Below are 14,491 nucleotides of genomic sequence, written 5' to 3'. Positions count from 1 at the left end.
TAACGAACTCTCCTGGCGCCTATTGTTCTGTTTTCTTAGCGAAGTGAACCAGTCTCGAAGGGAGTGCTTGACATGAACATTCTATTCATGGGACCTCCTGGAGCGGGAAAAGGAACACAAGCAGAGGCGATCGTTAACGAATTTGGCATTCCTCATATTTCGACAGGCGATGCATTTCGTCTGGCGATCAAGCAAGGAACGCCTGTTGGGCTGAAAGCCAAGGAGTATATCGATCAAGGCCTGCTGGTACCTGATGATGTCACCGTAGGTATCGTTCGCGAAAGACTTCAGCAGTCCGATTGCGAAAATGGTTTCTTACTGGATGGATTTCCAAGAACCCTTTCGCAAGCGGAAGCGCTGGAGGAGCTGCTTAGCGAACTGAATCGCAAGCTTACGCACGTCATCAACCTGAAAGTGGATCGTAACAAATTGCTGGCTCGTCTTACGGGACGACGGATTTGCAAATCTTGCGGCTCTACTTATCATGTGATCTTTAATCCTCCTAAACAGGAAGGTGTTTGCGATAAGTGCGGCGGAGAATTGTACCAACGTTCTGACGATAATGAAGAGAGCGTAGGCACACGGCTGGACGAATACATCAACAAGACAGCGCCGCTTCTTCAGTTCTATGAAGAAAAAGGGCTGCTGCGCGAAATTGATGGAGAACAGGAAATCGATACGGTAACGAAAGAAATCGTATCTTTACTGCGAGGTTAAGTAATGATCATTTGTAAATCCGAAACGGAACTTGGCTTTATGAGAGAAGCAGGGCGGATCGTCGCGGAGACGCACAGGCTCATGGCACAATCGATTGAGCCCGGGATTACGACGGGGGAACTCGATCAAATTGCTGATAAGTACATTCGCAGTCAAGGCGCGGTGCCGTCTTTCAAAGATTACAACGGCTTTCCTTACAGCATTTGCGCTTCGGTTAACGAAGAATTGGTACATGGATTTCCCGGCAAACGCAAACTGAATGAAGGCGACATCATCAGTCTTGATATCGGTGCGGAGTATCGCGGCTTTCATGGCGACTCGGCATGGACTTATCCGGTTGGCAAGATTTCAGAGGAAGCGAAGAGACTTCTTGAAGTTACTGAAGGATCTCTCTTTGCCGGACTGGAGCTCGTCAAGCCCGATGTTCGCTTATACACGATATCGCATGCTATTCAGCGTTACATTGAGGATGCAGGCTTTTCGGTCGTTCGCGAATATGTCGGTCACGGCATCGGCGCGAATCTTCACGAGGAACCGCAGATTCCGAATTACGGCATTCCAGATCGGGGGCCACGTCTGAAGCCAGGTATGGTTCTGGCTATCGAACCTATGGTCAACGTAGGCAAGCGATATGTAAGAACGCTGGAAGATAACTGGACAGTCGTTACAGTAGACGGCTCGCTCTGCGCTCATTTCGAGCATACTGTAGCAGTTACTGCGGACGGTATGGAAATTCTTACAAAGCTGGACGAATAGGCGATGAAGGTGGAGCACCGCTCAGAAGCCAAGATCGGCCAAATGGTGAGAGTATTGAAGGGCAAAGAAGCCGGGTCGGTTGCTGTTGTTGTAGCGATTGTGGACACCAAGTTCGTACTGATCGCGGATGGGAACAAACGAAAGTTTGATCAGCCCAAACGGAAGAATGTACAGCATCTCGAACTTTCGCCAATCATTAGCAGCGAGGTTGTTCATAGTTTGCAGGAAAGCGGTCGGGTGACTAATGCGAAGCTGCGGCATGCCGTGCGCGCATTCGTTCAATCCGCCAATCCAAATGCTGAAGAGAAAGGAGACTGACTGTGGCTAAGGAAGATGTCATTGAAGTCGAAGGTGTAGTTGTTGAGCCGCTGCCGAATGCTACTTTCAAAGTAGAGCTTGAGAACGGTCATCAAATTCTCGCTCATGTTTCCGGTAAGCTGCGGATGCATTTCATCCGTATTCTGACGGGAGATAAAGTGGTCGTTCAACTATCACCGTACGATCTCACAAAAGGTCGTATTACTTACCGTAAATAGATACCATATCATTTATTGCGAATATGTGGTATGATATTCAGGTTGAGTTTGTCACTGCATATAATTTATTTTTTGTGGTGGCCTGTGAAACGAAGTTTTTCTCGAAGTCAGTGCTTCAAAGTTAGTTTTACTTGATGTAAAACTAGGCTAATCCTTACGAAGAAAGTTTTGCTTCGCAAAACTTTAGGGAGGTAATTAACATGAAGGTAAGACCTTCTGTAAAGCCTATTTGCGAAAAATGCAAAGTCATTCGTCGCAAAGGCCATGTAATGGTAATCTGTGAGAATCCTAAGCACAAACAAAAACAAGGTTAATAGAAGGGGGTGTAGCGTAAAATGGCTCGTATAGCTGGTGTGGATTTGCCACGTGACAAACGCGTTGAGATCGCCTTGACTTACATTTTCGGAATCGGTAAAACGACTTCTCAGAAAATCCTGAATACAACAGGCATCAATCCGGACACTCGTGTTCGTGATTTGACGGAAGATGAGGTTAGCAAACTACGCGAAACGATCGACAAAGAGGTTAAGGTTGAAGGTGACCTGCGTCGTGAAATTTCCTTAAATATTAAACGTTTGATCGAAATTGGCTGCTACCGTGGTGTGCGTCATCGTCGTGGCCTGCCTGTTCGCGGACAACGTACGAAAACGAATGCCCGTACTCGTAAGGGTCCTCGTCGTACAGTAGCGAACAAGAAGAAATAAGAAGGGAGGATAACTGACAATGGCTAAACCAAAAAAAGTCGTACGTACTAAACGTCGTGACCGTAAAAATATCGAATCTGGTGTGGCGCATATTCGTTCCACATTCAACAATACGATTGTAACGATTACGGATCCGCACGGTAATGCGATCTCTTGGGCAAGCTCCGGCGGCCAAGGGTTCAAAGGTTCCCGTAAATCTACTCCATTCGCTGCGCAAATGGCTGCTGAAACAGCTGCTAAAGCGGCAATGGAACACGGCATGAAATCCGTTGAGGTTATGGTTAAAGGTCCTGGAGCCGGCCGTGAAGCCGCTATCCGTTCCCTGCAAGCGGCAGGCCTTGAAGTCAACATGATTAAAGACGTGACTCCAATCCCGCATAACGGTTGCCGTCCTCCAAAACGCCGTCGTGTTTAATGAAGTTGCATAAGGTGTGTATAACAACATTGCAACTTGGTAACAATGGTTGTTTAGGCATACTACATGGTACACTTCAGAAGACATGGCTGTTTTTTAGGAACGACGTTTTGAAGGAGGGGTAATTTCGTGATAGAAATCGAAAAGCCGAAAATTGAGACCGTAGAAGTTAACGATGATGGCACCTATGGGAAATTTGTAGTAGAACCACTTGAGCGTGGGTATGGCACCACTCTGGGTAACTCGCTGCGTCGGATTTTGCTCTCTTCTCTACCGGGTGCAGCGGTAACCTCGGTCCAGATCGATGGCGTTCTGCATGAATTTTCGACCGTTCCGGGTGTAATGGAAGACGTTACGGAGATCATTCTGAATCTGAAAGCTCTCTCTCTCAAAATCCATTCGGACGAGGAGAAAATCCTTGAAATCGATGCGGAAGGCGAAGGAGTTATTACAGCAGGTGATATCCGTGCGGATAGCGATGTTGAAATTCTGAATCCGGACTTGCATATTGCTACGCTTGAACCGGGTTCCAGACTTCATATGCGCATATTCGCAGGCCGGGGCCGCGGTTATGTTCAGGCAGATCGGAATAAACGAGATGACCAACCTATCGGTGTCATTCCTGTGGATTCGATCTATACCCCGATTGCACGTGTCAACTACGTCGTAGAGAATACACGAGTTGGCCAAGTGACCAACTACGACAAGCTCACGCTTGAAGTATGGACAGATGGCAGCATTAAACCAGAAGAAGCGGTTAGCCTCGGTGCGAAAATCTTGACCGAGCATCTTTACTTGTTTGTGGGTCTCACAGACGAAGCGAAGGACGCGGAAATCATGGTAGAGAAGGAAGAGGACAAGAAGGAGAAAGTGCTTGAGATGACTATCGAAGAGCTCGATCTTTCCGTTCGTTCCTACAACTGCCTTAAACGTGCCGGTATCAATACCGTGCAAGAGCTGACGACGAAAACCGAAGAAGATATGATGAAGGTTCGTAACCTCGGACGCAAATCTTTGGAGGAAGTCCAAGAGAAGCTGGAAGAGCTTGGACTCGGACTTCGTACGGAAGAATAGATTGCTTGAATCGTTTTAGCGAAGGAGGGAATACACATGGCATACCAAAAGTTGGGACGTAACTCTAGTGCACGTAAAGCTTTGTTCCGTGACCTGGTAACAGACCTGTTCTTGTATGAGCGCATCCAAACGACAGAAGCGAAAGCGAAAGAAGTTCGTTCTATCGCTGAGAAGCTCATTACAAAAGCAAAACGCGGTGATTTGCATGCCCGCCGTCAAGTTGCAGCGTTCGTTCGCCGCGAATCGATCGACGGAGAGCAAGATGCAATCCAAAAGCTGTTCACAGAAATCGCAACTCGTTACTCCGAGCGTCCAGGCGGATACACTCGTATCCTGAAACTGGGACCTCGTCGTGGTGACTCTGCCCCTATGGTTTATCTTGAACTGGTAGACCGGGCATAATATTCTTCGTGAATTGCCTCTATTTTCCCACAGGGAAATATAGCTTATTCATAAGGAGAGCGACAGCGGAAGGAGCCGGACTTTCGGTTCAGCGGCTTTCAGCCCCGAACGAGCCATGGGCGGCTTGAGCGGGGCTTTGCTCTTATTAGAGGACAGTTGCGTGTCTGAGGGCACGCAACTGGGCTCGGCCATATATGATGCAAACTCTCTGTACGCCAAGCCTGGATATGGCTAGTTCGCTCAGAGAGTTTTTCATTTATTAACACAAGCATGCAGCAAGCGTTTAGGAAGGTGGCAAGGTCGTGCGTAATTTACTGATGACGGTCTGTTATGACGGAAGCAATTATTATGGCTTTCAGACGCAGCCGGGAGGCAATACGATCCAAGATTGCCTGGAAGCGGCTATTCAGAATTTAACAGGCGAGACGGTTAAAATCCATGGCTCCGGCCGCACCGATGCCGGGGTTCATGCCCGGGCGCAGCCGTTTCATTTCTTGACCTCGTCGCAAATTCCGGTAGAACGCTGGTGCCTTGCGTTAAACGGGCGCCTGCCTGCAGATATTCGCGTTACGTCTGCCAAGGAAGTAGAGCTTGATTTTCACGCCAGGCGGTCAGCCAAACGGAAGACGTACCGTTACACGATTAATGCTAACCGGTTTACTGACGTATTCCAGCGCAGCTACCAGCTTCATCATCCGGGAAAGCTTAATGTGGATGCGATGCGTGAGGGCTTGAACTGCCTCCTGGGAACGCATGATTATACGTCGTTTGCTTCCCGTCATTCTACGAAGGCCAGCCATGTCCGGACGATCGACGAGACGAGAATCGAAGTAGATATGTCGCTGGCTGTGCCAGGCACCAGGGATCAGGGCGTGATTCATCTGTATATTAGCGGGAATGGCTTCCTGCAGCATATGGTGCGGATCATCGTGGGAACCCTGCTTGAGGTAGGTCAGGGCAAGCGCCCTCCAGAACAGATGAAGCAAATTCTGGAGGCGAAGGATCGCAAGGCAGCTGGGCCAACCGCGGAAAGCAAGGGACTTATGCTGTGGAGCGTGGAATACGAACAGCACTAGGGCAGAGGCCATAAGCTTAAGTGAAACCATCATGTCTACGAAACGTATATCATACTCAACTAGTTTCTAGGAGGGGTACACGACTATGAAATGTCCTGTTTGCAATGACGTTCGCATGAGGGAAATAGAGAAGGATGGCGTTATGATCGATGTTTGCCCGGATTGCAAAGGCGTATGGCTGGACCGCGGCGAGCTGGAGAAGCTGCTTGGAGAAATCCGTGAGCTGCGGCCTGCATTTGACGAGTGGTATGAAAGCCGCGAGGGTGGACAGGCTTATCGTGAGGGAGATGAGCGGTATCGCCAGCCAGGGCCTGGGTCAAGCTACAACCCGGGATTCGATCCGGGAGCGCCCCGGCCGGGTAGTCAGTCTGGGTATGGGTCCAAGGCTCCGCAGCAGGGCTATGATCCTCGTTACGGCAATCCTTATGGCGGCGGTAAATATCATAAGGATCACTACAAGTATAAGAAGAAAAAGTCGGTTCTCGACGTTCTTGGAGACTTGTTCGATTAATACCGAGTTTAATTCAATTTGCTCTAAAAAAGACTTGCGTAATAAATGTGCATCCTGTAAAATATAAGTTGTGTTTTCTTATGGCTATCCCACAGCCCCCAATAAGAAGACGATACATCTATGATAATTTAAATGCGAATAAGCATAGGAACGAAGATAAATTTACCAGATTCGTTCTGCGCCCAAAGAGCATGAACATGTCTGGTATCTATGAACCATGAACCATTTCGGACGAGAATGAAGGAGGATCTTTACATGCGTACCACCTATATGGCTAAGCCAAGCGAAGTTGAGCGCAAATGGCACATCATTGATGCCGAAGGCAAAACGCTGGGCCGTTTGGCAAGCGAAGCTGCGGCATTGATTCGCGGTAAACACAAACCAGGATTTACACCTCATGTTGACGGCGGTGATTTCGTTATCGTCATCAATGCTGAGAAAATCAGACTTAGCGGCAACAAAATGGAAAACAAGAAATACTATCGTCACTCCCAGCACACAGGTGGTCTTAAAGTGACGGTTGCTCAAGACCTGTTGAGAACAAAACCTGAGCGCATGATCGAATCTGCGGTTCACGGCATGCTTCCTAAAACTCGTCAAGGCGAGAAAATGAAGCTGAGATTGAAAGCATATGCGGGTACTGAGCATCCACATGCAGCACAAAAACCAGAAGTTTACGAACTTCGCGGATAATTAAAAGGGAGGACAGTTTCATGGCACAAGTACAATACTATGGGACAGGTCGTCGTAAACATTCGGTAGCTCGTGTTCGCCTTGTACCGGGTGAAGGACGCATTGTCATTAATAAACGTGATATCAATGACTACTTCGGTTTGGAAACACTCAAACTGATCGTTAAACAACCGCTGAACTTGACAGAAACAAGCACTAACTACGACGTGATCGTTATCGCTCACGGCGGAGGTATCTCTGGTCAAGCAGGAGCAATTCGCCACGGTATTTCCCGTGCATTGCTCAAAGCAGATCCAGAATTCCGTCCTGCACTGAAGAAAGCAGGCTTCTTGACTCGTGACCCACGTATGAAAGAGCGTAAGAAATACGGACTTAAAGCTGCTCGTCGTGCGCCACAATTCTCCAAACGTTAATATTCCCTTGCAGAACAAGGAAAGAAAGCCCTTGGCCTTTATCGGCCAGGGGCTTTTTTCTTGCGTTCATATTGACTTATTGTTAAAAAGTTCTATACTTTAAATTATAATTCAAATCTGATTAGTAGGAATATTTCCTTGTTTATGTAAATTTGCTGCGAGGGGGACAAAACCATGAATTTATTGGAGAAAGAACAGTTGATTCAGACTAAGGCAGAGGAGTTCGAGAACGCATCTCCTGAAGAGATTATCGCTTGGGCAGTTCAGACATTCCCGAATATTACATTTGCGTGCAGCTTCGGTGCAGAGGATGTCGTGCTGGTGGATATGCTGCAGAAGATCAGCCCGTCGACGGATATTTTCTATCTGGACACGGATTTCCACTTTAAAGAAACCTATGAAACACGCGATAAAATGGCTTCCAAGTACAATCTTGAATTCGTGCGGGTATCTCCCCTAATTACGCCGGAGGAGCAAGCCGCTCAGCACGGCGAAGAGCTCTGGAAAAGCGATCCGAATGCCTGCTGTAACATTCGCAAGGTCGAGCCTTTGACCCGGGTATTGTCCGGATACGATGCCTGGATCACGGGGATCCGGCGCGATCAGGCGCCAACGCGCGCCAATGCGAAGAAAGTGGAATACGATACGAAATTCGGGCTGGTCAAATTCAATCCGATAGCTAGCTGGACTTCGGAGGATGTATGGGACTACATCCGGGCTAACAATGTGGTATACAATCCGCTGCACGATCAGAATTATCCTAGCATCGGCTGCGAGTATTGTACTCGTCAAGTTATGCCGGGAGAAGATCCACGGGCAGGACGCTGGTCAGGAACGGATAAAACCGAATGCGGACTTCATAAATAATAATATATACATTCAATATGCAGGGAGAGATGGAGATGACAGCAATTTTGCCACATGGTGGCAAACTGGTAAATCGGGTTGTGACAGGTAAGGAAAGAGAAGAATTACTCACGCTAGCTAAAGACCTTCCGGTAATTTCGATCAATGCCTGGACGATTTCGGATTTGGATTTGATCGGTGTCGGAGCCTTTTCTCCGCTGGAAGGATTCTTGAATCAAGAAGATTACGAATCCGTGGTCCAGAAGATGAGACTCGCTGACGGTACGGTGTGGAGTATTCCGATTACCTTGTCCGTGAGCGAGGAGCAGGCGCAGCAGCTGGAAATCTCCAAGCGTGTTGCGCTTGTAGGGGAACAAGACGGCGTCGTCTACGGCTTGCTTGACGTGGAGAGCGTCTATAAAGTGGACCAGGCTGAGGAAGCGAGAAATGTATTCAAAACGGAAGATAAGGAGCATCCGGGAGTAGCTAAGCTTTTCGAACGTTCGCCTTATTACGTGGGTGGACCAGTGCAGGTGCTCAATCGTCCGCAGCCGGAGCGCTTCGGCGAGTTTTACTTTGATCCAGCAGAAACTCGGCGCTTATTTGCCGAGAAGGGCTGGCGTACCGTGGTCGGATTCCAGACACGTAACCCGGTGCACCGCGCGCATGAATATATTCAGAAGAGCGCGATGGAAATTGTTGATGCATTGTTCCTGAATCCGTTGGTCGGCGAAACGAAGTCGGATGACGTTCCGGCGGACGTGCGCATGAAGAGTTACCTTACGCTGCTGGACAATTATTATCCTGCGGATCGTACTTTCCTTGGCGTGTTCCCGGCCGCGATGCGTTATGCCGGACCACGGGAAGCGATTTTCCATGCTATGGTCCGCAAAAACTACGGCTGCACCCACTTCATCGTTGGCCGTGATCATGCGGGTGTCGGCGACTATTACGGAACATATGAAGCACAGGAAATCTTCCTGAACTTTACCCCGGAGGAGCTTGGGATTTCTCCACTCTTCTTCGAGCACAGCTTCTTCTGCACGACCTGCGGCAACATGGCTTCAAACAAGACGTGCCCGCATCCGAAAGAGGCGCATTTGACGCTGTCGGGTACGAAGGTAAGAGCTTTGCTGCGCGATGGTGTATGCCCGCCGCCAGAGTTCACGAGACCAGAAGTAGCGAAAGTATTGATTGAGGGCATGAGCCACCAGGTCGTTATTTAATGTCATAAATCGAATATGAGGTATATTTGTCCACCTCGTCCCATATAGATGATTAGAATCATATGGGTTCGGAGGTGGCTTTTTTATGGGATCAAGGGATAAGGTGACGCTATGGATTTCATTAGGTCATATTAAAAAGCTGATGCTCGGCCTCGTTTTGCTGGGCTTACTATGGGGAATTGCGGTATACGAAGTTCCGGCAAGGAACGCCTGGAATTATTGGAGTCTGCCTTTAGCCGGAGTCACTATAGCATTGGATGCCGGACATGGCGGGCCGGACGGGGGAGCCGTAAGCCGGCAAGGGCTTATCGAGAAGGATATCAATCTGGCTGTAGCTCTTTATCTGCGCGACTATTTGCAGCAGGCCGGGGCAATTGTCGTCATGACCCGGGAAGATGATCGAGATTTAGCCGATGCAGGAACAAAAGGGTACAGCAAACGCAAAACCGAGGATCTAAAACGCCGCGTTCGCTTCATCAAAGAGAAGCAGGCCAAACTGCTGATCAGCATTCATGTGAACAGCGTCCCTTCCAGCAAATGGAGCGGAGCACAGACGTTTTTTACCAAGGAGGATGAAAAAAGCTACGATTTGGCCTACTTGATTCAAGATGAGCTGATACGTAATTTGGAGAACAGCGATCGTGTAGCGAAGCAAAACGATAAATCCGTTTATTTGCTGAAAGCTTTGAAAATCCCGTCTGCGCTCGTGGAAGTCGGTTTTTTATCCAATCCGGGGGAGGCGGCGATGCTCGGCAGCGAACAGTACCAGCAGAAGGTGGCGGCCTCGATTTATCAGGGCATTTTAAGATATAGCGCCGGAGAGACGGGAAAAAGGGCAAAGAAGAGCGGAGAGTGATATAATATACATATTTACACGATATGATACGAAGTCGAGGTGCTGTCATTGTTATCCAAGGAGCATATTCAAGCGGCCTTGCGCCCTATTGCCGAGCCGAAGCTGAAACGAAGCTTGGTTGAGCTGCAATGGATTCGCGATATGATGGTGAAAGAAGATCGTGTCTCTCTAACAGTAGTCTGCCTAGAGAAGGATGAGGAGACGCAGAAGCTGCTGGAGCGGGAGATTCGTGACCGTCTGGCGGATGCTGGCGTCAGTCATGTTCATTTGAGATTCCGGGAAGCTTCCGAGCGGGAGCGCGAAGAGGCTGTGGGCGAGCAGCCGGGAGAAGCAGGGGGAAAAGAACCTTCCGATGAGGAGGTGCTGCGCAAAGGACATGCTGCCGGCCTTGAGAAGCTGCCAATTCTGGATCCGAAGTCCGGCGTGAAGTTCATTGCGATTGCCAGCGGCAAAGGCGGCGTTGGCAAATCTACTGTTACTGTAAATTTGGCTGTTGCGCTTGCCCGGCGTGGACAGCGTGTCGGCTTAATCGATGCGGACATATACGGTTTCAGTGTTCCGGATATGATGGGCATTGAAGAAGTTCCTAGCTTGGATGAAGGGGCGATTATTCCTGTCGAGCGCTTTGGCGTAAAGGTAATGTCGATGGGCTTCTTTATTCAGGAGAATAATCCTGTCATTTGGCGGGGGCCTATGCTGGGAAGGATGCTTCGCCAGTTCTTTAGCGATGTAGATTGGGGGGAGCTCGATTATGTGCTGCTTGATCTGCCCCCGGGAACAGGAGATGTGGCGCTTGATGTGCATCAAATGATTCCGCATAGCAGCGAAATCATCGTGACGACGCCTCATGCCACGGCTGCCTTCGTGGCGGCCCGTGCCGGAGCGATGGCACTGAAGACGAACCACGAGGTGCTGGGCGTAATTGAGAACATGGCTTACTACGAATGTTCGGCCTGCGGCCAGAAGGACTATATTTTTGGCCGGGGAGGCGGAGCGCGGCTTGCCGAGACGCTGCACACTGGATTGCTGGCGCAAATTCCGCTTGGCGCTCCGGACAACCATCCGGCCGAACCGGACTTTTCGCCTTGCGTGTATAAGCAGGACAGCACAGTTGGCCGGATCTATGATGACATAGCCCTGCAGGTTATCAATAAGTACGCAAAAGACTGACCCGATGGTCAGTCTTATTTTATGGCAGCTAGGAAAATTTAATTGTCTAGGAGCCTCCGCCTCCGCCGCCCCCGTTGCCTTCGCCGCCTTTTCCGCCACCGCCGCCTTTTCCGCCAGCACCGCCTTTGCCGGAAGGAGATTCTTTTTCAAGCTTGGGCTGCAGCTGCTCCTGCACCACCGTTTTGAGCAGATCCATCACTTCCATTTTGAAGAGCGGGCTTTGCATCGCTTCCTGCATGACAGTCATGGACTGCTTGCGGAAATCGGGCGTTTGGGTAAGATCGAGGAACATTTTCATAACCTCAGGCGATTTCATAATTTCGCTGACAGACTTCTGATACTGCGGGTCCTTGATCAACTGCATATGCAGTTCTTTGTTCTGCGAATTGATCGCTTTGGCGAAATCGCCAGCGAATTTGGGGTCGGTCATAATCTTTTCGAACTCTTTTTTGTATTCCGGGGAGGTGATTGTTTCCTTGACGGCCATTTTCACCTGCTCCGAGGTTTGGGTTGGCAGGATCATTTTGATCCCCATCGTGCCGCCCCCGCCGGAACTAGAGCCCCCGCTCCCGCCAGAAGATCCGCCTGACCCCCCGGAACTGGAGCCTCCGCCTCCGCCCGATTGTCCGCCTCCGCCTTCGGATGGCGGGGAGCTGAGCGCTTCGTAAATGGCTTTTTTACCTTCATCGGTTTTAAGTATGTCAATGATCATGGATTTCGTCTCTTTGTATCCCCCTCCCTGAGCAGAAGAGGAGCTCGGTTCAGAACCGCAAGCCGTTAGCGGAAGTATACAAGCACATATAAGGCACAGCATCCATCGGTAGTTCAGCCGTTTCATGGTTCCTTCCTCCTTCATCGTGATCGCTGTATGTAGTATGCGGACGTGAAATAGGAATTATCCCCTTGAAAAGCATGGTGTTTTACCGGAATCGTTGGTAAAATAATTCGTTAGTGGGGGTGTTAGGTTTTGAATTTGAAAAATTGGCTTTATTTGTTCTGGACCACCTTGCTGGTTGGAGCAGTTGGATCGCTGGCCGTAGGCCTAATCCTGCAATGGACGGATACCGTGCAGTTAAACGGAGCGGTGGATTTTTTGGTGAATGTCGGTATTTTGCTTGGGGTAGGCATTATGGTTAGCGTATATTCCCAAATGGGCTTTTTTGCTTATTTGATGATCAACTACATGGGCACAGGCGTTTTTACCAGAAGAACCTGGCAATACGTACAAATCGTGCTCACCGCGCTTGCGCTGCTTGAGCTGATGTTCTTCCGGACGTTTGTAGGAGAAGGGCAGGGCGGCTCCGATATCGTTCTTAGCGCGGTTATACTTATTGTGGCTTGTGCCGTAGCTTTTTATAAGGCGAAGCTGACCAATGGAACAGCATGGATTCCAACCTTGTTCTTCATGATCGCCGTGACGATCGTAGAAATGATCGGGGTGCTTAAGATCGGAGTTAATGCGGCGACAGCATGGATCGTTGCTCCGCTTTTGGCATGCAATGCGTATCAGATACTAATCCTGCATAAAGTATTAAAGCCTGCGGCTCCTGCAGGGTCTGCGCAAAGCCCGCAATAATAGAAGCAAGCGAAGAAGCTCAGTATGAATACTGGGCTTTTTGTTTTATCCAAGCCATAAAAAAGACCTCCGTTAAAACGGAAGTCCATGAAGCCAACAAGTCTTCCTTATGCCGCTGTTTGTGCCGCTACATCTGCCATCTGTTTACATTCCTGCCGCGATGTCGATTTGCTCCTGTATCCAGGCCTGATCCCTCACCTGAGCGCCTTTGACGCCCGCTTCCTGGAGCAGGTCGGTGACGGTAACGAATTCGTATCCTTTTTTACGGAGCTCGTCGATAATGATTGGAAGCGCCTCATGTGTCTGTTTAACGGAATCGCTGGCATGAAAGAGAACGATATCACCGGGATGCGCTTTGCTGACGACGCGGTTTACGATCGTTTGAACGCCCTTGTTCATCCAATCCTGCGAATCGGTATCCCACTGGATCACTTTATAGCCAAGCTCGTCGGCAATTTTTAGCACGCGCTTATCAAAATCCCCGTTCGGCAGCCGGAGCAAGGCAGGTGCTTTTCCGGTCAAATCGGTTAAAATAGAATGAGCCGTCGTAAGCTGCCGCTTAATTTCTTCATCTTCAAGGCCGCTGTAGTTGACGTGCTTATGGCCATGGCTGCCGATTTCAAAGCCTTGCTGCTGAATGGCCCTGACGAGCTCGGGATGGCTTTTGCTCCAAGGGGAGGAGAGGAAGAAGGTCGCTTTTTTCACGTCCTTATCTTTAAGCACCTGAAGTATTGGCTCTGTTCTTGTATCCCCCCAGCTGATATCAAAGGTGAGAGCAATGACCTTCTTGTCGGTAGATACGCTGTAGATAGCCGAATGATTGCTCTCTTCGGAGAATACCGTAATATTTTCTTTCTCTACATAGATGATACCGGCTGCAAACAGGGCCGCGGCAAATACAAACATGAAGCGTTTGATCTTTTTTCCGTTGAGGACGTAGAAGAAATTATTCATAAGTTAAGCCCCTCTCGTTTCAAAATAAATTTGTCCGCTGTTACAATATATGCTCGTACCTTTTGCGAATATAACCGTTCTCGTCCGCTTTAGAGGAAAACATCAGAGACAGCACTAGGAGGTATTTATGTCTTTTCGTTGTTTTATTCAAGATTTGGCCCATTATCGGAAAATGCTGCTTGTTTCACTGACGTTGTTCGTTGCCGGAATTGTGCTTGGCAATGTATATTCGGACTATCTTGGCGCCATGCTGAAGCCACAAATTCATGCACTACGTGAGGTGAGCGGCACTTTGTCGCAGTCTTCCTCGCCGGAGCTAAGTTTCTTTATATTCATTTTCTTGAACAATGCCATCAAAAGCTTGCTGGTTATCGGCCTCGGCGCGTTCTTCGGTTTTATGCCCGTCGTGTTCCTGGTGATGAACGGAATGGTGCTTGGATACCTGGTTCGCGAGACATCGGCCCAAGGGGCAGACATGTTCGAATTGATTGTAAAGGGCTTGCTGCCGCATGGCATTATAGAAATTCCGGCTATTCTGATCGCCGCTGCCTACGGTCTGCAATTCG

Annotated in this window: 21 protein-coding genes (1 of these 21 only partly in view); 19 read left to right on the top strand and 2 right to left on the bottom strand. The window is 49.1% G+C overall.

From position 1 onward, the window contains the following. Positions 1-72 precede the first annotated feature (72 nt). The 17 genes from MKX50_RS22035 (at position 73) to MKX50_RS21955 (ending at position 11,395) form a co-directional block, all read left to right on the top strand. Complete coding sequence (locus MKX50_RS22035; protein WP_155613343.1) at positions 73-717, top strand: adenylate kinase; 645 nt, start codon at positions 73-75, stop codon at positions 715-717. 3 nt (positions 718-720) lie between these two features. Next, entirely contained in the window at positions 721-1,473 is a 753-nt protein-coding gene (gene map, locus MKX50_RS22030) for a type I methionyl aminopeptidase (protein ID WP_213595295.1), read from the top strand. A 3-nt stretch (positions 1,474-1,476) separates the two neighbouring features. Next, positions 1,477-1,791, top strand: a complete 315-nt coding sequence (locus MKX50_RS22025) for a KOW domain-containing RNA-binding protein (protein ID WP_213595293.1) — start codon at positions 1,477-1,479, stop codon at positions 1,789-1,791. A gap of 2 nt (positions 1,792-1,793) precedes the next feature. Continuing rightward, positions 1,794-2,009, top strand: a complete 216-nt coding sequence (gene infA, locus MKX50_RS22020; protein ID WP_019635791.1) for a translation initiation factor IF-1 — start codon at positions 1,794-1,796, stop codon at positions 2,007-2,009. Between the two features lie 200 nt (positions 2,010-2,209). Further along, entirely contained in the window at positions 2,210-2,323 is a 114-nt protein-coding gene (gene rpmJ, locus MKX50_RS22015; protein WP_068779123.1) for a 50S ribosomal protein L36, read from the top strand. A 21-nt stretch (positions 2,324-2,344) separates the two neighbouring features. Further along, positions 2,345-2,713 (top strand): 30S ribosomal protein S13, encoded by a 369-nt coding sequence (gene rpsM / locus MKX50_RS22010; RefSeq protein ID WP_019635792.1) that lies wholly within the window; start codon positions 2,345-2,347, stop codon positions 2,711-2,713. 19 nt (positions 2,714-2,732) lie between these two features. Continuing rightward, complete coding sequence (gene rpsK, locus MKX50_RS22005; RefSeq protein ID WP_019635793.1) at positions 2,733-3,128, top strand: 30S ribosomal protein S11; 396 nt, start codon at positions 2,733-2,735, stop codon at positions 3,126-3,128. A gap of 129 nt (positions 3,129-3,257) precedes the next feature. Then, on the top strand, positions 3,258-4,202 hold the full coding sequence (locus tag MKX50_RS22000; RefSeq protein WP_055105094.1) for a DNA-directed RNA polymerase subunit alpha: 945 nt from the start codon (positions 3,258-3,260) through the stop codon (positions 4,200-4,202). A gap of 36 nt (positions 4,203-4,238) precedes the next feature. Continuing rightward, positions 4,239-4,604, top strand: a complete 366-nt coding sequence (rplQ, locus tag MKX50_RS21995) for a 50S ribosomal protein L17 (RefSeq protein WP_019635795.1) — start codon at positions 4,239-4,241, stop codon at positions 4,602-4,604. A gap of 302 nt (positions 4,605-4,906) precedes the next feature. Further along, positions 4,907-5,680 (top strand): tRNA pseudouridine(38-40) synthase TruA, encoded by a 774-nt coding sequence (gene truA, locus MKX50_RS21990; RefSeq protein ID WP_213595290.1) that lies wholly within the window; start codon positions 4,907-4,909, stop codon positions 5,678-5,680. Positions 5,681-5,765: 85 nt separating this feature from the next. Continuing rightward, on the top strand, positions 5,766-6,191 hold the full coding sequence (locus tag MKX50_RS21985; RefSeq protein ID WP_155613339.1) for a zf-TFIIB domain-containing protein: 426 nt from the start codon (positions 5,766-5,768) through the stop codon (positions 6,189-6,191). A gap of 255 nt (positions 6,192-6,446) precedes the next feature. Beyond that, the gene (gene rplM / locus MKX50_RS21980; protein WP_155613338.1) at positions 6,447-6,884 is read left to right on the top strand and encodes a 50S ribosomal protein L13; all 438 of its coding nucleotides are present in this window, start codon (positions 6,447-6,449) and stop codon (positions 6,882-6,884) included. Positions 6,885-6,904: 20 nt separating this feature from the next. Further along, positions 6,905-7,297 carry a 30S ribosomal protein S9 gene (gene rpsI / locus MKX50_RS21975; protein WP_155613337.1) on the top strand — a complete coding sequence of 131 codons (393 nt, stop codon included), beginning with the start codon at positions 6,905-6,907 and terminating at the stop codon, positions 7,295-7,297. Positions 7,298-7,471: 174 nt separating this feature from the next. Continuing rightward, positions 7,472-8,164 (top strand): phosphoadenylyl-sulfate reductase, encoded by a 693-nt coding sequence (locus tag MKX50_RS21970; protein ID WP_339157789.1) that lies wholly within the window; start codon positions 7,472-7,474, stop codon positions 8,162-8,164. Between the two features lie 35 nt (positions 8,165-8,199). Continuing rightward, positions 8,200-9,369, top strand: coding sequence for a sulfate adenylyltransferase (gene sat / locus MKX50_RS21965; protein ID WP_339157788.1), 1,170 nt, complete (start codon positions 8,200-8,202; stop codon positions 9,367-9,369). An 85-nt stretch (positions 9,370-9,454) separates the two neighbouring features. Beyond that, the gene (gene cwlD / locus MKX50_RS21960; protein WP_155613334.1) at positions 9,455-10,225 is read left to right on the top strand and encodes an N-acetylmuramoyl-L-alanine amidase CwlD; all 771 of its coding nucleotides are present in this window, start codon (positions 9,455-9,457) and stop codon (positions 10,223-10,225) included. A gap of 48 nt (positions 10,226-10,273) precedes the next feature. Next, positions 10,274-11,395: an Mrp/NBP35 family ATP-binding protein gene (locus tag MKX50_RS21955; protein ID WP_339160235.1), complete on the top strand. Its 1,122-nt coding sequence runs from the start codon at positions 10,274-10,276 to the stop codon at positions 11,393-11,395. 46 nt (positions 11,396-11,441) lie between these two features. Here MKX50_RS21955 and gerD read toward each other — a convergent pair whose 3' ends face one another. Then, the gene (gene gerD, locus MKX50_RS21950) at positions 11,442-12,233 is read right to left on the bottom strand and encodes a spore germination lipoprotein GerD (protein WP_339157787.1); all 792 of its coding nucleotides are present in this window, start codon (positions 12,231-12,233) and stop codon (positions 11,442-11,444) included. A gap of 129 nt (positions 12,234-12,362) precedes the next feature. On the opposite strand from gerD, the gene MKX50_RS21945 reads away from it, so the two are divergent. Further along, a complete protein-coding gene (locus MKX50_RS21945) occupies positions 12,363-12,971 on the top strand; it encodes a KinB-signaling pathway activation protein (RefSeq protein ID WP_155613331.1) in 609 nt (202 codons plus the stop codon). Between the two features lie 144 nt (positions 12,972-13,115). Here MKX50_RS21945 and pdaB read toward each other — a convergent pair whose 3' ends face one another. Further along, positions 13,116-13,925 carry a polysaccharide deacetylase family sporulation protein PdaB gene (gene pdaB, locus MKX50_RS21940; RefSeq protein WP_155613330.1) on the bottom strand — a complete coding sequence of 270 codons (810 nt, stop codon included), beginning with the start codon at positions 13,923-13,925 and terminating at the stop codon, positions 13,116-13,118. Between the two features lie 127 nt (positions 13,926-14,052). Between pdaB and MKX50_RS21935 the strand changes: the two genes are divergently transcribed. Further along, a protein-coding gene (locus MKX50_RS21935) for a stage II sporulation protein M (RefSeq protein ID WP_339157786.1) crosses the window boundary here: on the top strand, positions 14,053-14,491 show its 5' portion. It continues 173 nt past the right edge of the window; only the first 439 of its 612 coding nucleotides appear in the window; its start codon is at positions 14,053-14,055; the stop codon falls past the right edge of the window.

The sequence above is a fragment of the Paenibacillus sp. FSL W8-0186 genome (assembly GCF_037969765.1).
In the GTDB taxonomy this organism is placed as follows: domain Bacteria; phylum Bacillota; class Bacilli; order Paenibacillales; family Paenibacillaceae; genus Fontibacillus; species Fontibacillus woosongensis.
This window is presented reverse-complemented; position numbering and strand designations above follow the sequence as displayed.